Source organism: Imperialibacter sp. (genome assembly GCF_040222385.1).
Lineage (GTDB): Bacteria > Bacteroidota > Bacteroidia > Cytophagales > Cyclobacteriaceae > Imperialibacter.
Map to the genome: position 1 here is coordinate 33,169 of NZ_JAVKDF010000037.1, position 18,966 is coordinate 52,134.

Sequence of the window (18,966 nt, forward strand, 5' to 3'; positions counted from 1 at the left end):
ATTTCTTAATCGCTACATTTGAAATTACTACGAATAGATTAACTAACTACTAAATTTATTTTCAATGGAGGCCAAAAAGAGCGAGAAAGCAGATCTTGAGAGAAAGACCGGACTGTTTTTCAACATAGGCCTGGCTGTGAGTTTACTTCTTGTCATTACCGCTTTCGAGTGGAAGTTTTATGACGATGGTAACTTGGTTGACCTTGGTCAGGTGGATGATAACTTTGAAGACTTAATGGAGATACCTCCAACCGAGCAGCCACCACCACCACCACCGGTGATTCAGCAGCCTGAAATTATCGAGGTGCCTGATGAGGAAGAAATCGAAGAAGAAATAGAGGTAAACCTTGACGTTGAAATCACTGAAAACACGGTGATAGAAGACGTGGTGTTCGAAGAAGCACCTGAAGAGGAGGTTGCCGACGAAATATTCACGATTGTGGAAGACCAGCCTGAGCCCAATGGCGGTATGGCAGCATTCTACGCCTACGTTGGTAAGAACATGAAATACCCCAACCAGGCACGTAGAATGGGTGTGGAAGGAAAAGTGTTTGTTCAGTTTGTTGTGGACAAAGACGGAACTATCACTGAAGTTCAAGCCATCAAAGGTATTGGTGCTGGTTGTGATGAAGAAGCCGTAAGGGTGATTCAGGAAGCAGCCAAGTGGAAGCCTGGTAAGCAGCGTGGACGCCCCGTGAAAGTAAGAATGATTCTTCCTATCACATTCAAGCTTGGATAGTTGAAGACAAAAATTATAGAAGGAAAGCCCCGATATTGGGGCTTTTTTTATGACTAAAATCAGAGGACAGGGCTCTTGTAGATCATATCTATTTAGCTGAAAATGGAGGATTTTGGTATTGAAGTTTGGCGGATGGCCAATCAATTTAATACTCAAAGCCATGAAAATTTCACAACCCATACCCGCAGAAAACCGTGATTCAAGCAGGGACATTCGAGGCGCAGTAGATACCCCGGAAAACTATTTCCTTAAGTCACCCAAGGCAGATGCTCTTGTCAGGAAGCATAGGCAGGCAAATCTGATAGGTGAGCTACTGGATCACAAAAGGAGTAAGGCATTAAGAGACCACGATTTGAGCAATCTCTTCTTTGTAGTGGGACTCGCCATTTCCCTATTGCTTGTTGTAGTAGCATTTGAATGGAAGTTCTACGACTCAGGCGATCAAATTGAATTGTCAGGTCTTACGGGAGATGAATTTGAGGATTTGATAGAAATTCCACCAACTGACCAACCTCCTCCACCTCCTCCGCTACAAAACCAGCCTGTAATTATCACTGAAATCAGCGATGAAATTGAGCTTGAGGATATTGATCTCGACCTTGATGTGGAGATCACACAAGATATGCGGATAAGCGACCCTCTGCCGACGGTTATGGACGAGCTGCCCGAAGAGGAGGCTGAGGAAATATTTGTCATTGTGGAAAATAAGCCTGAGCCAAAAGGTGGAATGCAGGTGTTTTACAAGTACTTGGGCGAAAACCTGGTTTATCCCCAGAATGCCAGAAAAATGAACATTTCGGGTCGGGTTTATCTCCAGTTTATTGTGGAGAAAGACGGCTCCATCAGCAATATCGAAGTAGCCAAAGGTATTGGAGGCGGTTGCGATGAAGAGGCTGTAAGGGTGCTTTCCGGGGCGCCGCCATGGAACCCTGGAAAACAACGGGGCTTGCCAGTGAAAGTTCGGATGACTATACCAATCTTTTTTAGTCTCGGGGAGGGGTAGTAGGCCCAAGAGAGAGCTAGAGAATATTAAGAAGCTGTTCTTTGATTTTCTCCAGCTCTTCTTTCATTTCAATTACAAGGCGTTGCACGATGGCGTCATTTGCCTTGGATCCGATAGTATTTATCTCTCTACCGATCTCCTGTGAAATGAACGCCAGCTTTTTGCCGTTTGACTCAGGGCTACCGAGTGCTTCGATAAAAAAGTTGAGGTGGCTTTCCAGCCTGACTTTTTCCTCAGCTATATCGAGCTTTTCTATATAGTAGATCAATTCCTGCTCGAAACGATTTTGATCCACCTTTTCCTTGCCCACCACGTCAGTGAGGTTCTTTTCAATTCTTTCCTTGATCCCCTTGATTCGTTCAGGGTCTCTTTTAGCTACTTCGCCAAGGTTGTGACGGATGACACCTATGTAGGATACAAAGTTGCCATACAGTACTTCGCCCTCTTTGTCTCTAAATTTATCGCAGGCCTCAAGTGCCTTTCTCATTGTTTGAAGAACTTCTTCTAAAGAGATTCTTGCGTCTTCTGTGTCTTCCTTTTGCTGCAACACCTCTGGCATTTGCATAGTTTGCCTGAAAAGTGACTCATCAGAAACAGCTAAGCCGGTAGAGATGCTTTTTAATTGCTGATAGTATTGTTCGAAGAAGGCGCTGTTGACCGAGTACCGAACCTCTTCTTTTTTATTTTCTTCGTAATCAAAGTTGATGTTCACTTTCCCTCTGATGAGGATTTCCGAAATCAAGGTTTTCACCTCCATCTCGTATTCTTGAATGGTCTTTGGAAGCTTTAGTGATAAATCCAGGAATTTGGAGTTAAGGGTTTTTACTTCGATGGATAACTTGCACTCACTGTTTTCAAAAGAGGCACTTCCGTACCCTGTCATGGATTTTATCATCCCGAAATTTATGACAATTATCTAAAATGATAAGCTTTTAACTTTTTAAAAGTCGAATCCGAGTGTCAGGTAAAATCTTCTCTTCTGAACCTCGTAGTCTTCAATCGGGTAAGCCATATCAAGCTTGATATAGTACCCCAGCAGGTAGGTTCTCACACCGAAGCCATAGCTGGCCAGCCATGCTGATTTCGAATTGCGTATTACTGCCTGGAACGGAGACCCGGGAACCTTATAGGTGATGGTGTTTACGTTATTGTTTTCGTTAAATGGCGAGGCACCTGTCCAGGCAGATCCAAGGTCGTAGAAAGAAGTGAATTGGAGGTTTCTGAGAAAGTTAGATGAAATGGGGCCTCTGTGGAAAAACCTTACAACAGGAAATCTAAGCTCTGCGTTGAACAGCAATACATTGTTCCCATTTAGCTTGTTATAATTAAAACCTCTCAAGTTAGTGACGTAGCGCAAAAAGAGAATATCGCTATTGTCTACTCCGTACATGGGCAGTATAGGGTCACGCTGACCGGTGGTGTCGGTTCTGTTGAACAGCCAGTTGTCCATGCCTCCCAAAACGTATGTTTTGGCATCGTTGCCAAAAAACCTTCCATACATGAAGCGGGTAGCAAAAATCAGCTCCCTGTAAATTTTCTGGTAGTGCCTTACATCTACCTCAATGTTGTTGAAGCTTTGCGCCGTGGAACCCAGATTTTGTGAGAGGTTAAATGCAACTTTTGCTCTTGTTCCCTCAATGATATTTGTGCCATGCGAAATCGTGTTGTCAAACACTATTTCTGACTTGAAGCCTGCGTAGGATGTGCTTATGTCGGTGGGGAAGCTTGGTGGAGAGGTGCTGAGCGTCCGGTAGTCTAGCTCCAGAAATCTTGTGGTAGAGAAAAAGGGCTGAAACGCTATCCGTGTATATACACTCAGCGGCAGACTTGCTCCTAGTGTGTAGGTGTTAAGTACATATTTTTGGTTGGCGGCTTCCAGCTGGTTATTTCCATTGGATTCTCTGCGAATAACCTTTCTGTCGTAGCGCATTTTAAAATCGACCCTGTATTTCAGGAATTGGTACTCACCAAAAATATCGCCTTGCCTCAGATTGGCAATGGCCAGCGCCCCGCCATAAAAATGATGATCTTCCGTCATGTCATTCATGCGGGTTTCGAGCAACATGCCAAACTTTCGCAATGGGTCGATGACAAAGGAGGTAGTTACATTGTTGGCGCTGAAGCGTGGCTCGTAAGGAACCGGCCCCAGAATCTTACTTTTTCTTTCCACCCCTCTGAAGTTGGAAAGGAAGGAGCTCGACTCGCTTCGTTGTTTGATCACATCATTGTCAAACTGATAATTTTCTGTATCGATGAGATCAGGTATGCCAGCAAGGGCCGGATCATTTAATACGCTTTTTTTCTCAGCCTCCTTTTGGATTTGTTCCGCTTTTTCAGTCTTGACGCTGTCCACTATTTGTTGCTGAGCCGCCTTTCGTTCTCCAAGCCGCTGTGTTAAAAAGCGAGCCTGTTGCACGTCTTGCCTTAGCGTTTGCCGGGTAAAGGTCGGGCTGCGGTAGTCGAAGCCCTCAGATTTGTAAATTTTGTCTACGCCATCATTCAGCATAATGGCAGTCAAAGTTTTGCTCGCCGGATCAACATCGTACGACTTGATGCTTGTATTGAAATTCGATACCTGGCTGTAAATACTGTCTTCCCTGTTATATCTGTAAAGGTTAATGATACCCTTTTGATCGCTTAGGTACAGAATATTATAGGTATCGAGCGGCTTGGGGAGGTAGTTGCTGCTTATGTTGTTTGTTAGCCTCACTACCACATTTTTGGTAGTGTCGAGGTCATACAGAAAAAGGTTGTAGTGGCTTGGGAGGTCTTTCAAAGTTTTAGACGCCGATTTGAGAGAATCTGTTGGCCTGTTGCTGCTGAACACAATGGCATCAGTGCCAGGTAAAAAGCTCGGTGTAATGTCGTCCCACACGTCATTGGTAAGGCGGCGTAAAGCGTTTCTGGTAAGCGAAACCAGGTAGAGGTCGTTTTGGCCATTGATGTCGCCGCTAATAACCGCCAGCTTGCCATTGCCATTGAAGGCGATATTGTGAACCTGTGAAAACCTCTCCAGCGGCCGTCTGATCAATGACTTGCCCAGGATGTCGTACTGTACGTACTCATAAAGGCCATACTTGACATCCACTATACCGAGCGTAACATTGTCCACCCAGTTAAGCATCGGCACTTTCAGGTCCACGTCCTGATTGATCATTCTGTAGCCACCGGTCATCACTCTTGTGGATTTTCCAGTTTCCAGATTCTTTACAAAAACCCGGTATTTGCCGTTATCATTGATCACGTATGACAGGTGCTTGCCGTCGGGACTAATCGAAACAGTGGTAAAATCTTTGTCTTTTTTGCGGTGAGTGATAAAGCTCCCTTCCTCGGGCGACCGATACTCACCTTCAATAGTTGTGTTGGCATTCAGGTAGTAGTTTTGCCAGTCGGAGAGAAAGGTTTTGAATGGCACACCCAGCGTGCTGGCAATACTGTTTTCCTCATTTCGAATGATCCTGGTAAGGTTCAGGATGTTAGAGATATTGCTTCGCCCGTATTTTACTACTATGTAGTTCCAGATCGATTGTCCTATAAGCCCTGCCTGGTCGTAAGAGTATTTATTCAGCTTTTTGAACCGGCCATTTTTTTGCTGGAAGTCACGCATGAAGTCATCCATTTCGATCGACCAGCCGTTGGTTACGTACATGGCAGCACCTTCTATAAACCACTCAGGCAGGCTAAGCAGGTAGGTGTTCTGAAACATGTCTGTGAGGCTCCCGCCAAACATCATGTCTTTGATGAGCATGCGGGAAATCTGATGCAGGAGCTCTTCTTTGAAGCCAAGCATGGTGCCGGGGTAAGCGACCTCTACCTGTAGCTTGATGAAGTTGGTTTTGCCGCCGACTGCAAAGGTCTCGTCATTGACGCCAATATTGCTTTGCTGAAGGTCGGCTACTGAGTTGTAAAGGAAAATTTTTGTTTTGGCATAAGGCGCATAGCCCAGAATGTCGGTAAGCTTGTCGAACTCAACTTCGAGAAACTCCGCAGCAGCTTTGGCGTAGTCTTCACCACCCTGGTAGAAATAAATATCAAAATTTTCGGCGCTGTAAAAAAACCACTCGAAGTTTTTGTACTGAACCCTGTTTTTTCCAAATCCACCCGAAATATTCTGGGCCGACAGATCAGAACAAAAAAGAATAAAGCCAATTAATAAGCCAATTTTCCAATAGCGCTCCAGTTGCCTGTTCATCATCCTACATTTCTCTCAAAATATAAAGAAAAATATCTTTCAATACTGACTTCCTTGCTCAATGGTTTTTGACCGACAAGGTAGTCTGCCATTTCCCTGGCAAAAAAGGGACTTAAAGATACGCCTTTTGTTCCTAACCCATTGAAAATATGAATGTTTTCATGAGCTGGATGTTTTCCTAAAAAAGGACGCCTGTCTTTGGTAGAGGGTCTTATCCCCACCATGTGATTGGTTATTTCAACGCTCCCTTTGTATAAGTGGTTCAACTTTTCCAATATCTCCTTTTTTCCTTGTTCAGTTGGCAAATAATCGGGTTGCCGCCAATTGTAAGTTGACCCCACTCTCCAACGTCCATTGCCTGCCGGTAGCATAAAACACCCCCTGTTAAAAATGGTGTTGCCCTCAAAGGAGGTGTTTACCTCCAGAATTTCGCCTTTTAGCTCATGCAGTGGCAGCCATGAGAACAAATTTCCTTGTTGCGCCCCAACTCCCTGCGCCAAAATCAAATTGCTCGCCTTCAGGCCTTTATAACTTATACTAGTATTTGTAATGGAAAGGTTGTCTTCATGAAACATTTCTTCGGTAAAACACCCTTTAGCTTGCAGGTATTTTTTTGAAGCTTCCAAAAACATTGTCGTATCGATAAATCCAGCCTTCCTGAGATGAACCCCGCCATATGGATCGTGAAACAGTTGAGAATTGTGAGGTTGGCTGGTCACTTCGGCTACGTAAGCTGCGAACTGTGGATCGGCTGACTTGGCCATCCAGTCATTTTGCTCATCGATGGTGGTAAAAGGCCTGTAGATACCGATTGGGTGAACAAACTTTGCATCGAGCATCGGTTCCAGGCTTTGATAATAGGGCTCTACGATTTCAAAAAGTGAATCGGCCCTCCATGTTTTTACCAGTCTGTTACCTGTTATGGGGTTGTAAAGTCCCGCTGCCACTTTGGAAGCACATGGCTGCTTGGAGTCTGCCATCACCATTACTTTCTTACCTTTTGCCAGCAGTTCAAACGCCAGCGTAGTGCCGGCAAGCCCCCGGCCGATAATAAGAAAATCAACTTCCATCAATTTTGTATTTTGAGCCTCAAACCTACAAATTTGCCTCCTAAAGCAAACCTCGCATGCTCAAAATAAAAGCCTTTGCCTTCAACCCGTTTCAGGAAAACACTTATGTGTTGCACGATGAGACAAAGGAATGTGTAATCATCGATCCGGGTTGCTTCGACACATCCGAAAAACTCGAGCTGACAGATTTTATTGCTTCCAATGGACTAAGGCCCGTTAAGCTACTCAATACCCATTGCCATATCGACCACGTGTTGGGCAATGCTTATTGTAAAAGGAATTTTGGCATTGAGCTGTATGCCCACAAAAAGGACGAGCCGGTGCTAAGGGCCGTAAAGGCGTATGCTTCCAATTATGGGTTTGCTGGCTACGAGGAAAGTGAAATCGACCACTATATTGATGAAGGGGATGTGGTGCAATTTGGCTCGACCAACCTCGAGGTTCTTTTTGTGCCGGGTCATGCACCGGGCCACGTGGCATTTTACCATGCCGACACAAAGCAGCTGATGGGAGGGGACGTACTTTTTCGCCAGAGCATAGGAAGAACCGATCTTCCCGGAGGCGACCATAGCACACTCATCAAAAGCATTCATGAAAAGTTATTTACCTTGAGTGACGATGTGGAGGTTTTCCCAGGCCACGGAGAAACGACCACTATCGGATATGAAAAAGTTTACAACCCTTTTTGTGGCTTAAAAAGATGAATATAAAAGCCCAGGTACCTAATATTCTCACAGCTGGCAATCTGGTTTGCGGCTGTATTGGCATTGTGATGGTGCTGTCAGGTAAAGTGGAAATGGCACCCGTGGCAGTGGTGTTGGCAGCTGTATTTGATTTTTTTGACGGCTTTGCTGCAAGAGTGCTAAAAGTGTCAAGTGATATTGGCAAGGAGCTGGATTCTCTGGCAGACATGGTTAGTTTTGGTGTGTTGCCTGCAGTTACTGTTTACCAGCTGCTTAAAGCAAACCAGTCCAATGAGTTTCTCCCATACATCGCATTCTTAATCGCCGTTTTTTCGGCCTTTAGGCTGGCTCAATTCAATATTGACACTCGGCAGTCGGACAAGTTTATTGGCGTGCCCACGCCGGCAAATGCGCTTTTTTTCACCTCCCTGGTTTGGACTGCCAGTGCCTTCCCAGTCGTGGTTAATACCTATGTGCTTGTTGGCTTAACTGTGCTTTTTTCCTGGTTGCTCGTTTCGCCCTTCGAGATGATTGCCCTCAAGTTCAAAAGCTTTGGCTGGGCAGGGAATCAACCGAAATACCTCGTTATACTAATGGCCATGCTGGTGATTGTTGTTGGCGGATACACGCTACTTCCTCTCGTAATTTTGCTGTACGTTTTTACTTCTATCCTCAGCCATTTATTTCAAACTAAGTCGCCTGCAAGCTAATTTCTTAGCTGAATGCTCTTATTTTTGGAGAATAATTTCGCTGAGCCAACGTTTCTCTATGGCCTGAATACCCAATGAAAAAACCGATCATTCTTATTGCTTCACTTATTACCCTTCTAGCCTGTGAGGTTAGCTTGGCGCAAAGTGTGTTGAGCGAAGGGGAGTGGCTAAAAATTGGAGTGACGGATAAAGGGGTGTATAAAATCGACCGTGACTTTCTTCAAAAAGCAGGTGTTGATGTGTCGGCGATTGACCCCAGGAAACTAGCCATATACGGCAATGGAGGCGGGGGTATGTTGCCCCAAAGGAATGCTACTCCCAGACCTTTCGATTTGATCGAAAATGGTATTCAGGTGATAGGCGAGGGGGATGGGCGTTTCGATGCCTCTGACTACCTGCTGTTTTATGGCAACTATCCCCACGAATACTCTTTTGACGCTGGATGTGACTGTTTTCGATACGAAAGAAATCTATATTCAGACACCACCTACTATTTTCTCAGGATTGATGGCAGCGAAGGAAAAAGAATGATTACCCGGGAGTCGCTTGGAACCCCTGGAGTGAAAGTAGATGCCTACGACGACCTGTTTGCGCATGAGGTTGACATCAATAAACTTGGGAAGTCGGGCAGGCATTGGCAGGGCGAAATTTTTAGCTCATCGGGCAACGCCACTTTAACCTTCGAGGGAGGAAAAGGCGCTTACCTGCCAGGCACTGAGGTAACAATGATCTCCTCAGTTGTCACGCAAAGTTTTGGAGCCAGTTCTTTCGATATTAGGGTAAACGGAAATGTCATCTTCAATCAGGCTGTTGGCGCCAGGGGAGAAGGCGACTACGACCCTTTGGGGGTTCAGAGCGTTGATACAATCCGGCTGCCTGTTTCTGCTATTGGTTTGGTGGAGAACACCTCAGTCGAATATACTTACAACCGCTTTTTTGGGAAGACCTCGTTGGGCTATCTCGACTACTTCTTTTTGCAGGGGAAGAAGATGCTCAATTACCGCCCGGGTGGGTTGGTGTTCAGAAATAAAGACATTCAGGGCGTCGCTTCCTACAACGTTGCTAGCGCCACGGCTGTGGATAGGATTTGGGATGTGACCGATCCCAGGCAGCCAATCAGTCAGCAGTTCAGCAAGGAGAATGCCGTGGCTAGCTTCACGGTCGATCAAACTAACATGTTTGAGTTCATAGCAGCTGATCCGGCCTCGCTGAAATCACCGGTCTCTGCCAAAAAACTATTGAATCAGGAGCTGAAAAACGGGCAGGTTCCGGATTTGGTAATTGTCGCACACAAAAACTTTTTGTCGGAGGCGAACAGGCTGGCCAACTTCCGGCGGTCGAATGACGGGTTAGATGTCAGGGTTGTCACCGTTCAGCAGGTATACAACGAGTTTTCTTCCGGTATGCAGGATATTTCAGCCATCCGGGACTATATGAAGTATTTGTATGATGTGGTGCCCGGAAAGCTGAAGTACCTGCTGCTTTTTGGAGACGCCTCGTTCGACTACAAGGCAAGAACCGAAAACCACAACTTTGTGCCTGTGTATGAATCCAGGGAATCACTTGATCAGATTTTGAGCTTTTCCTCCGACGACTACTTTGCATTTCTGGACGACCATGAGGGTGAGTGGGTTGAGCAAACCAGCGGAGACCATATAGCCGATATAGGCGTTGGGAGGCTGCCAGTGTGGGCGGTGAAGCAGGCTGTGGAAGTGGTTGATAAAATTATTGGCTATAGCACTGATCCCTCCGGGGTAGGCAGCTGGCGGAATGACCTCTACTTTGTGGCAGACGATGGCGACTTCAATATTCACCTTCGGGATGCAGACCGGCTGGCGGACTATGTGGACACTGCCTATGTTCAGTTCAACATAAAAAAGATTTACCTCGACGCTTTTAAACAAGTCTTAATAGAGAGTAAACCCCGTTCTCCGGAGACCTACGAGGCTATCAGACAGGCCGTGGACAATGGCGCCTTTATCATCAACTACAGTGGTCATGGCAATGCCACGGTGCTAACCGATGAAAGGATCGTTGTCTATGACTCGCTGAAAAAATGGAAGAATGGCTCAAGGCTGGCGCTGTTTGTGACCGCCACCTGTGAGTTTGGCAGGTACGACGACCCAACAGTTGCCAGTGGGGCTGAGGAGCTGCTGCTGAATCCCCAGGGTGGAGCGATTGCTTTGCTAACGACTACCCGGCCTGTGTACGCTCACACCAACTATGTGCTGAATCAGGCTTTTTACCTTTCCATATTCTCAAAAATTAATGGAGAATATCCACGCCTGGGCGACGTTATCAGGGAGACCAAGAATAACAGTCTCCGGGGGCCGGTGAATCGCAACTTTGCACTATTGGGCGACCCGTCCATGAGGCTCAACTACCCAGCCTACAACCTGAAAATAAGTGAATTAAACGGTGTGCCAATAGACGGTGTGCCCGATACCGTGTCGGCAATGAACAAGGTAGTTGTGAAAGGAATTGTGGTGGATGGGTTTGATCAGAAGGTAGTCGATTATAACGGGAAGCTGACGGTCAATATGTACGACAAGCCGACCACGTTTGCCACCCTGGGCGATGAAAGCCAGCCAACGAACTATGAGCTGTGGAACAATGTGGTTTACCGAGGCAAAGTGTCAATAACGAACGGTGATTTTTCATACGAATTTGTAGTCCCTAAAAATATTTCCTACCAGCAGACAAGAGGAAAAATCACCATGTATGCCCAACCCGAAAGCGGCCTTTTGGATGCGAACGGCGCTACAATTGACTTTTACCTTGGAGGGTCGAAACCGCCCGCCTTCGCCGACACTAAGAGTCCGGCCATACAGGCGTTTATCAATGATGATTCATTTCGGTCGGGCAACAGGGTAAATGCCAATCCACTACTGATGGTAAAATTGGCAGATGAGAGCGGAATTAATATTTCAGGGAAGGGTATAGGGCAGAACATCACCTATCAAATAGATGAACAGGAGCCAGTTATCCTGAACGACTATTATGTTTCAAATCTGGATGATTTCACCAGTGGAACAGTCCTTTACCCTCTTGGGGCACAAACCAAAGGCAAACATCGCTTGAAAGTGAGAGCATTCGATACTTTTTCCAATGCTGCTGAAAATATCATAGATTTTGTAGTTTCGGAGGACACTAAAGTGAGGATAAAGAACGTTCTGAGTTTTCCTAATCCCGCCACAGAATCCATTACCTTTAGGCTGGAACATGACCGGGGCGATCATTTGTTGAGCATAAGCATGGAGTTGGTGGATCAACGTGGTGCGGTAGTCGACAAAATGGAGTGGCAGGCCAACAATTCAGGGGGTTTTGTCGAAAGCCCTGAGTGGAACAGGAACTATAATGGCCGAAGAATCGAAAATGGTATTTATATTTACCGACTGATTGTAGTTGATGAAGAAGATTTAAATCAAAATATTGCTTTTGGCAAACTAATACTCACCAATTGATTTTTATACATTGAAGATACATACAATAGAAAAGCCTTCCCTGAATTCTTCCAGGCACGTGAATGCAGGTGTATTTGTTGCTTTTGGCTTAATGTTTTTGAGTTTTTATAGCTATGCACAGCCTGGTGCAGTTATTTCTGGGCAGGATACCAGTCGGCGTGTAATTTCCACGGCCGTGCCTTTTCTTGGGTTTGCGCCTGATGCCAGAGGAGCCGCCATGGGTGATGTTGGGGTAGCTACTTCCGCCGACGCCAACTCGGTGCACTGGAACAACGGTAAGCTTGCTTTCATTGAGCAGGACATGGGTTTTGCCATTTCCTATACTCCCTGGTTGGCCAAAATTGTGAACGACATGTCGTTGTCGTACCTGTCGGGGTATAAAAAAATAGACCGGGTGCAGACTGTCGCAGTTAGCATGAGGTACTTTGATCTCGGTGAGATACAGTTGACTGACATTACAGGTGCGCCTCTCAATACCTTCAATCCAAGAGAGTTTGCTGTAGATGCAACCTATTCAAGGAAGCTAAGTGAAGAGCTGGGGCTGGGTGTCACCGGTAGGTTTATCCACTCTAATTTGTCGGGAAGCTTTTCTTCATCACCAGATGCCAAAGCAGGTACCAGTGTGGCCGTAGACGTAGGTTCATATTATACAAAGGATCTGGTGCTCAGCGGGCGCAACTCCAACATATCGGCAGGTGCTCACATCTCAAATATCGGACAAAAGCTTACGTACAGCAGTGTCGACAACGAAGATTTCATTCCCATCAATTTCCGGTTGGGTGCGGCTTTTAAGACCGATTTGGATGCCTTTAACACCATCACTATTGCTTTGGATTTCAATAAGCTGATGGTTCCTTCTCCACCGATTTACGAAACTGATGGTGATGGCAACTTCATTCCCGATCCTAACGACCCAAATAAGTTCAAGATCAAAAGTGGTAAAGACCCCTATCGCCCGCTACTGAGCGGCATGTTCGGGTCCTTCGGCGATGCACCTGACGGCTTTCCCGAGGAGCTGAATGAGATCATCTCTTCGATAGGCGTGGAATACTGGTACAAGGACGTGTTTGCTGCAAGAGCTGGCTACCACTATGAAACGCCACAAAAGGGCGACAGGAAGTATTTCACCATGGGTATTGGCTTCCGTTATCAGGTATTCGGAATCGACTTTGCCTATCTGGTACCTCAGGTACAAAATCACCCATTGGCTGAAACTCTTAGGTTTAGCTTGCTGTTTAATTTCGACAAAGCAGAACCTACTTCCACCACTCCTGACTCCTGATCCTCCAAGTTTTTGATGTTAGACAGAACCGCAGCGCCCGAATTTCATATTCCCACCCGCACCGATTTAAAACATGTTACAAGCAGTACGCTTGACAATGGCATTCAATTCCACGAGCTGATACTGGGAGACCAGGAAGTCTGCAGGATAGAGATAGTGCTACGGTCGGGCAACTGGTTTGAAGAAAAGGAGGGTGTCTCCTATTTCACAACCAAAATGCTACTCGAAGGAACAGAGAAGCTTTCAGGGCGGCAAATTGCTGACAAGCTTGACTACTACGGAGCGTATTGGGAAGCGACATCGGGAATGGACTTTGTTACCCTTACAGTTTATTCCCTAACCAAATATCTGGAGGAGGTTGTACCGTTCTTCCTGAGCGTCGTTGTAGGTGCCTCGTTTCCGGAAAAGGAACTGGAGACCCTTAAAAAGGTGCGGATACAACAAATAAGGGTGAATAAACAAAAAACATCTGCGCTTGCGTCGTCAGGGCTAAGGCACCTCCTTTTTGGACAGAGCCATCCGTATGGTAAGGAGCTTTCAGAAGAGGAGGTGGGAAAAGTGACCTCTGCTGATTTGAAGGAATACCATAAGAACAGGCTGTGGGGCCAGGCAGAAGTATTTGTATCTGGCAAGCTTTCCGGCGAGGAGCTTTCGAAGCTAAAAGGCTTTTTTGGTGACTTCCCTTCAAGAGCTGTTTCGTTGCCAAACTATCCGGTGGTTACTGCCCCTGCGGTGAGGGAGATACTGCCTGTGAATGAGTCGGTGCAGGCTTCGCTTCGGCTGGGGAAAATGGCCCATGACAAGCATCACCCAGACCACTACCATTTGATGCTGCTCAATGAGGTTTTTGGCGGGTATTTTGGCTCAAGGTTGATGAAAAACATCAGAGAGGACAAAGGTTATACTTACGGTATTTATTCTTCGCTCTCTTATCTCCAACATGCTGCTTTTTGGGTGATTGGAACCGATTTGAAACGGGAAGTGGCCATTGCATCCATCGACGAGATTCTAAAGGAAATGAGGCTGCTCAGAACCGAGCCCGTACCTTCTGAAGAGCTTGAAACTGTGAAGAACTATATGATAGGCACCTTTTTGTCAAGTATCAGCACCTCCTTCAGCCTGATGGACAAATTCAGATCCATTCACTTCGCCGGATTAGATTATGAGCACTACAACAGGCTGCTCACCTCCATTCGAACTGCCACGTCAGAAGACCTGCTGAGAGTAGCCAATGACTCTTTTAAGGAAGAAGATTGGTTGCAGGTAGTTGCGGGAGGTATATAACCTCGGGGTTCTTTACCGCCTCCATTGCAAAACTTAACCATATCTTAATCCCCAGCTTACTTTGAAACGGGTGTTCGGTTGTAAAATTGACGCTTGAATCAATGCAGAAGATGGGATCAATTCAGCTAGTAGTTTTTGACCTGGCGGGCACCACCGTTCAGGACAACCAGGATGTACAAAAGGTGCTCAGAAAGACACTGCAGCGCCAGGGTGTTTCAATTACCATGAAAGAAGCTGCCATGGTAATGGGTATTCCAAAGCCTGTCGCATTGAGGCAACTTCTCGAGTACCACCTTCCTGAGAGCATCAGGGTGACCGATGAAATGATTGATGAGCTCCACGAAGCTTTCGTCTCAGACATGGTCAGTTTTTATAAAGAAGACCCGTCAGTGGAAGAGATGGCAGGGGCTTCTGACACATTTAAAGCGCTGAAGGAATCAGGTATCAGTGTATACGTTGACACTGGCTTTGACAGGAAAACAACCGATGCGCTTATCGAACGGCTTGGCTGGTTAAAAGGCGAACTGCTCGATGGTAGCATTACCAGTGACGAGGTTGAGCACGGCAGGCCGGAGCCAGATATGATCTTTAAGGCGATGAAGTTAAGCAAGGTAACTGAAGCTTCCTTTGTGGCAAAGGTGGGTGATACCGCATCCGACCTTGGGGAAGGCACAGCGGCAGGTTGTGGTTTGGTGATTGGGGTCACAACCGGAGCCTACAGCAGGGAGGAGCTGGAGATAGAGCCACACACGCACATCGCTGACAGCTTACCCAAGGTACTGCAAATAATATTGGAAAAATGAAGACGGAAGAGATTGTAAAGGAGGTGTTCGATTTGTACCGCACATATGGTGATGCCGACTACATCGGAGAGCCCGTTTCGCAGATTGAGCACATGGTGCAGGCGGCGCAGCTAGCAGAGGCCGCCGGTTATGATGATGAAGTGATACTGGCCGCTTTTTTTCATGATATCGGGCACATTTGCAAAATGGACGGACAGGTCGAGAAAATGGGGCTCTACGGTGTTAAAAGCCACGAAGAGATCGGGTCGAAGTTCCTCAGAGAAAAGGGCTTTTCTCGCAAAATATGTCAGCTGGTGGAAAATCACGTGGCGGCCAAGCGCTACCTCACTTTTTCTGACGAGTCTTATTATAACAAACTTTCCGAGGCCAGTAAAAAAACACTTGAGTACCAGGGCGGTCGAATGACCGCCGATGAGGCTGCTGCCTTTAAGCGTGATCCACTATTCGAGCCAAGCATTGCGCTCCGCCACTGGGACGAAGAAGCTAAACTCGAAGACCATCCTATGCCTCCGTTAAGCCATTTCGAAGAAATGGCCGTTCGGCATCTCCTGAAAACTTAACATTGGAAATGACAATGGTGTGTTAAATTAATGTTAACTTAGTTAACGCTTATTTAACACCCAATGAAAATACTGGCAACGGTATTTATTGTAGTATTTTCCTGTTTACATTCTTTTGCAGACCAGAAATGGTCTCAGGGGGTTGTTGTATTAACGTCAGGAGAAGTTAAGGTGGGACTGCTCCAGTACCATCCTAAGTGGGATGCTGTGTCATTCAAGGGAGAAGAGAAAGCTAGTGCAGTTGAGACTTTCCCCGCTAACAAGCTATCTCAGTTCAGTTTTTTTGATGACCATATTGAGGTATGGAGAAAGTTCTACACTTATATAGCCAATAAAAGGGGGTTTAATCAGCCTGTTTTCTACGAAGTGGTCATCAAGGGGGACTTTAGCTTACTGAGGAAGGAAAAATCCATTGAGCCTGTATACGATAATGTAGCATCATCCGCCAATTCAATCAATGATCGAATGCTAAGGGAGCAGGTAGCAGGTTTTGACTTCTTTTTCTGCCACAACGCCAGCATAGTGCCTCTCAGTAATTTCAAAAAATACATGAAAGAGAAAGGCCTGTTTGAAGATTTGGACAATTTTGCAGACACACACCGGCTAAGCTGGAGGGAGAGCTACGACATAGTAATGATGATTAACTACCTAAATTGCTCTTCAGGCAGCGGCGGATGTCAGGAAGACCTTGAACTGACCCGATTGGCCTCATCTAACTGAAAGAACGGCAAGACCGTCGCTGCTCTCATATTTCCTTCTGAAATAGATCATGCAAATTCCCATCAGGAGGGTTCCGGAAACGGAGACTACATAAATCGACTGTGTGAAAAACTCAAGCCAGCTCAAATTGGCGAAGCCGAAGTTCTTGTAGAACAGAATAACCACGCTGCCAAGGTAGCCAAACGAATCGGCCAGGTAAATAAGAAACCCAACGTTTCCGGTCACCTTAAAAGCGGCGATGAGCCTGTCAAAAAGGATGCTGTTAAAAGGGACATAGCCGAGGTAGAGACCGAACCCCACCAAAATCATCCAAAGAGGAGGTGAAATCAGATGGTTTTGGAAAAGCAGTGTGCTGACGCCACTAACCGCAAAACCACCGATGATGATCAGGTAGTTCGCATTTAAAGCCTTATAGTTTTGTTTGATCCCCATCATAAGACCGAGTAGTACAAGCACTGCTATCGAGACTGGAATTTCTGTCAGCGTAAAAATTTCCGCATTGTCGCCGTAGCCAAGCACCTGCCATATTTCAGCGGAAAAGTTATCTCTGAAGTCACGGAAAGCTGTGAGCAGGATGTAAACCAGCGTGAGTAAAAACATACCGCCACCAAAGTCTACTAAAAACTGACGGCGTTGGGCTTTGCTCATCGGTTCCCGCTTGGTTCTCATGGCCACATCTTCGGGGCTTGGCTCTGGAATGCGATCAAGCAGCCAGACAAAACCAAGAAGCGGAAGCAAAAAGAGGCTGCCTGTAACAAAAGGCATCCAGTCTTCGCTCACACCCCAATTAAGCATCACTACTTTACCGATGGTTTTTACAAAACCAGAGGAGAAGATAAAGCTTACCGAAAGACCCGCACCGAGCACCTCAGTAGTTTGCCTGCCTTCGAGAAAGCTGAACACCAGTCCCCAAACCATGCCCAGCGGCAAGCCATTGAGAAATAGAAACAGGATGCCCCAGGGAGCAGGAGCCAGGGCAAAGCCAAGGAGAGCCAGTGCAGCGGAAACGATTAAAAGAAGAATGAAAATGGATCGGCGGTTATTTTTCATCTCCGAGATTACCCGTATGCCTATGAACTTTGATAGCGTGTACCCAAGCACTTGTGCGGTAATCAGTAGTATTTTATAGTCAATCCCCCAGAAGGCTTCATCTTCGAAGGTGGCTACCGCAAAGGGCTTACGGAAAGCGTACATACAGGAGTAGGTGCAAAAGGCAGCCAGGATACAGAATGCGGAAAAGGCAATCTTGTTGGTCGATTGCAGCCAGGTTGTCACTTTCGATTCCAGATGGTTGTTGGTGGAGGTGCTCATTGGCTACAGTGCGTTTGTAAGCTCCTCAGCCAGACCAAACGACAATGTCATTCCGGCTCCACTCAGCCCATTAACGATGGTAGTGTGGTCGCTCACCCTGGCAACGAATTCAGTTTTGCCCTCCAGTTTTGGGTAAATCCCGTGCCACCTTTCCATAATAGCCAAATTGGGTGCTTCAAAGAATGTGCTCAGGTAAGACATGATAAGCTCGTTGATTTCTTCCCTGTCGAAAGGCGAAAGGGATAAGCCGTATTCGTGGGAGTCGCCCAGTACCAACTCCCCGTTTCCGTTTTGAGACACCAGCACATGGATGCCCCACTTGATCAGATCAGGCATATCCGTTTGAGCTCTGGCCCGTAATGCAGGCAGGCTTTTGCAATCCTTGAAAGCACCGTAATGCAGAAGAGTGAGTCCGGCGCAAAGTGAAGGCCCCACTTTCCAGGCATGAGGCTGAGCCCCCGTGCGCATCATTTGCAGTTTGCATTTGGTAATGCCGCTTTGCTGGAAGGTTTCCGGAAAGAGCGTTTCAAAGTCGGCGCCGCTGCATACAAATATTTGCTCAGCCCGCCAGGTAATTTCAGCCGTCGTTACCCGGTTTTTTTCTATCTGCGTCACGGCTGTGCCGAACACCATTTCAACTCCGTATTTTTTCTCAAGGTAGCCGGGCAATTTGCTGATGGCCTCTCTTGGGTCAACTGTGCATTCAGTTGAGCTGAGCAACCCGCCTTTCAAACCCTCAGTTTTAATCCCAGGGCTTAGCTGCTTTGCTTTGTCAGCAGCAACTATTTCGATCTGGAAACCCTCGTTTGAATTTGCCTGGTAAAATTCGTTGATGATATCCCATTCATCCTGACGATGGGCCAACTGGAGGGAGCCATTTTCATTCAGCCATATCCCTGCCTCAGGGGCTACTTCCAGCCAGGTGCTTCTGCTTCGCATAGCCCGGTCGAGTAGTGGGCCGCCGGGCTGACCAATTGGCCAGATCAGACCAAAATTTCTGATGCTGGCTCCCTGGGCCTGCTGCGACCGTTCAATAACGACAACTTTCTTTCCTTTTTTGGCTGAGTGAAAGGCCATCGCCAGGCCTACAATGCCAGCGCCCACCACAATTACGTCTGCACTTTTCTCCTTCATTCTCTGAGTTC

General features: G+C 46.5%; 15 protein-coding genes. 10 read left to right on the forward strand and 5 right to left on the reverse strand.

Annotated elements, in window-relative coordinates:
* Window positions 1–64: 64 nt before the first annotated feature.
* On the forward strand, window positions 65–739 hold the full coding sequence (locus RIG68_RS19045) for an energy transducer TonB (RefSeq protein ID WP_152000106.1): 675 nt from the start codon (window positions 65–67) through the stop codon (window positions 737–739).
* Window positions 740–899: 160 nt separating this feature from the next.
* Window positions 900–1,742, forward strand: a complete 843-nt coding sequence (locus tag RIG68_RS19050; protein ID WP_350125844.1) for an energy transducer TonB — start codon at window positions 900–902, stop codon at window positions 1,740–1,742.
* Window positions 1,743–1,758: 16 nt separating this feature from the next.
* Here the strand turns inward: RIG68_RS19050 and RIG68_RS19055 are convergent, their stop codons facing one another.
* From RIG68_RS19055 to RIG68_RS19065, 3 genes are read right to left on the reverse strand one after another with little or no spacing between them, the layout of a single operon-like run.
* Window positions 1,759–2,625, reverse strand: a complete 867-nt coding sequence (locus tag RIG68_RS19055) for a YicC/YloC family endoribonuclease (protein ID WP_350125847.1) — start codon at window positions 2,623–2,625, stop codon at window positions 1,759–1,761.
* A 57-nt stretch (window positions 2,626–2,682) separates the two neighbouring features.
* Window positions 2,683–5,934 (reverse strand): translocation protein TolB, encoded by a 3,252-nt coding sequence (locus tag RIG68_RS19060; RefSeq protein ID WP_350125850.1) that lies wholly within the window; start codon window positions 5,932–5,934, stop codon window positions 2,683–2,685.
* Complete coding sequence (locus RIG68_RS19065; protein WP_350125853.1) at window positions 5,934–7,004, reverse strand: NAD(P)/FAD-dependent oxidoreductase; 1,071 nt, start codon at window positions 7,002–7,004, stop codon at window positions 5,934–5,936. The genes RIG68_RS19060 and RIG68_RS19065 overlap by 1 nt, the downstream gene beginning before the upstream one ends.
* A 56-nt stretch (window positions 7,005–7,060) precedes the next feature.
* Here RIG68_RS19065 and RIG68_RS19070 point away from each other — a divergent pair, with 56 nt between their 5' ends.
* The 8 genes from RIG68_RS19070 (at window position 7,061) to RIG68_RS19105 (ending at window position 16,510) form a co-directional block, all read left to right on the forward strand.
* A complete protein-coding gene (locus RIG68_RS19070; RefSeq protein ID WP_350125856.1) occupies window positions 7,061–7,708 on the forward strand; it encodes an MBL fold metallo-hydrolase in 648 nt (215 codons plus the stop codon).
* Window positions 7,705–8,397, forward strand: a complete 693-nt coding sequence (pssA, locus tag RIG68_RS19075; protein ID WP_350125859.1) for a CDP-diacylglycerol--serine O-phosphatidyltransferase — start codon at window positions 7,705–7,707, stop codon at window positions 8,395–8,397. The genes RIG68_RS19070 and pssA overlap by 4 nt, the downstream gene beginning before the upstream one ends.
* A 74-nt stretch (window positions 8,398–8,471) precedes the next feature.
* Entirely contained in the window at window positions 8,472–11,861 is a 3,390-nt protein-coding gene (gene porU / locus RIG68_RS19080; RefSeq protein WP_350125862.1) for a type IX secretion system sortase PorU, read from the forward strand.
* A gap of 10 nt (window positions 11,862–11,871) precedes the next feature.
* The gene (gene porV / locus RIG68_RS19085) at window positions 11,872–13,143 is read left to right on the forward strand and encodes a type IX secretion system outer membrane channel protein PorV (protein WP_350125865.1); all 1,272 of its coding nucleotides are present in this window, start codon (window positions 11,872–11,874) and stop codon (window positions 13,141–13,143) included.
* 15 nt (window positions 13,144–13,158) lie between these two features.
* Window positions 13,159–14,427 carry a M16 family metallopeptidase gene (locus tag RIG68_RS19090; protein ID WP_350125868.1) on the forward strand — a complete coding sequence of 423 codons (1,269 nt, stop codon included), beginning with the start codon at window positions 13,159–13,161 and terminating at the stop codon, window positions 14,425–14,427.
* Window positions 14,428–14,528: 101 nt separating this feature from the next.
* Entirely contained in the window at window positions 14,529–15,230 is a 702-nt protein-coding gene (locus RIG68_RS19095) for an HAD hydrolase-like protein (protein ID WP_350125871.1), read from the forward strand.
* Window positions 15,227–15,790, forward strand: coding sequence for a phosphonate degradation HD-domain oxygenase (locus RIG68_RS19100; protein WP_350125874.1), 564 nt, complete (start codon window positions 15,227–15,229; stop codon window positions 15,788–15,790). Before RIG68_RS19095 ends, RIG68_RS19100 begins: the two co-directional genes overlap by 4 nt.
* Window positions 15,791–15,853: 63 nt before the next feature.
* Window positions 15,854–16,510: a hypothetical protein gene (locus RIG68_RS19105; RefSeq protein WP_350125877.1), complete on the forward strand. Its 657-nt coding sequence runs from the start codon at window positions 15,854–15,856 to the stop codon at window positions 16,508–16,510.
* On the opposite strand, the gene RIG68_RS19110 is transcribed toward RIG68_RS19105, so the two are convergent.
* Window positions 16,499–17,821, reverse strand: coding sequence for a DUF5690 family protein (locus RIG68_RS19110; RefSeq protein WP_350125880.1), 1,323 nt, complete (start codon window positions 17,819–17,821; stop codon window positions 16,499–16,501). The genes RIG68_RS19105 and RIG68_RS19110 overlap by 12 nt on opposite strands.
* 3 nt (window positions 17,822–17,824) lie before the next feature.
* Window positions 17,825–18,955 carry a TIGR03364 family FAD-dependent oxidoreductase gene (locus RIG68_RS19115; protein WP_350125883.1) on the reverse strand — a complete coding sequence of 377 codons (1,131 nt, stop codon included), beginning with the start codon at window positions 18,953–18,955 and terminating at the stop codon, window positions 17,825–17,827.
* Window positions 18,956–18,966: the final 11 nt, after the last annotated feature.

What these genes read in the sequence shown, in the direction of transcription:
- RIG68_RS19090 (WP_350125868.1), top strand. Translation starts at nt 13,159, where the DNA reads ATGTTAGACAGAACCGCAGCGCCCGAATTTCATATTCCCACCCGCACC.
- RIG68_RS19095 (WP_350125871.1), top strand. Translation starts at nt 14,529, where the DNA reads ATGCAGAAGATGGGATCAATTCAGCTAGTAGTTTTTGACCTGGCGGGC.
- RIG68_RS19070 (WP_350125856.1), top strand. Translation starts at nt 7,061, where the DNA reads ATGCTCAAAATAAAAGCCTTTGCCTTCAACCCGTTTCAGGAAAACACT.
- RIG68_RS19110 (WP_350125880.1), bottom strand. Translation starts at nt 17,821, where the DNA reads ATGAGCACCTCCACCAACAACCATCTGGAATCGAAAGTGACAACCTGG.
- porU (WP_350125862.1), top strand. Translation starts at nt 8,472, where the DNA reads ATGAAAAAACCGATCATTCTTATTGCTTCACTTATTACCCTTCTAGCC.
- RIG68_RS19060 (WP_350125850.1), bottom strand. Translation starts at nt 5,934, where the DNA reads ATGAACAGGCAACTGGAGCGCTATTGGAAAATTGGCTTATTAATTGGC.
- RIG68_RS19065 (WP_350125853.1), bottom strand. Translation starts at nt 7,004, where the DNA reads ATGGAAGTTGATTTTCTTATTATCGGCCGGGGGCTTGCCGGCACTACG.
- RIG68_RS19045 (WP_152000106.1), top strand. Translation starts at nt 65, where the DNA reads ATGGAGGCCAAAAAGAGCGAGAAAGCAGATCTTGAGAGAAAGACCGGA.
- RIG68_RS19100 (WP_350125874.1), top strand. Translation starts at nt 15,227, where the DNA reads ATGAAGACGGAAGAGATTGTAAAGGAGGTGTTCGATTTGTACCGCACA.
- RIG68_RS19050 (WP_350125844.1), top strand. Translation starts at nt 900, where the DNA reads ATGAAAATTTCACAACCCATACCCGCAGAAAACCGTGATTCAAGCAGG.
- RIG68_RS19115 (WP_350125883.1), bottom strand. Translation starts at nt 18,955, where the DNA reads ATGAAGGAGAAAAGTGCAGACGTAATTGTGGTGGGCGCTGGCATTGTA.
- pssA (WP_350125859.1), top strand. Translation starts at nt 7,705, where the DNA reads ATGAATATAAAAGCCCAGGTACCTAATATTCTCACAGCTGGCAATCTG.
- RIG68_RS19055 (WP_350125847.1), bottom strand. Translation starts at nt 2,625, where the DNA reads ATGACAGGGTACGGAAGTGCCTCTTTTGAAAACAGTGAGTGCAAGTTA.
- RIG68_RS19105 (WP_350125877.1), top strand. Translation starts at nt 15,854, where the DNA reads ATGAAAATACTGGCAACGGTATTTATTGTAGTATTTTCCTGTTTACAT.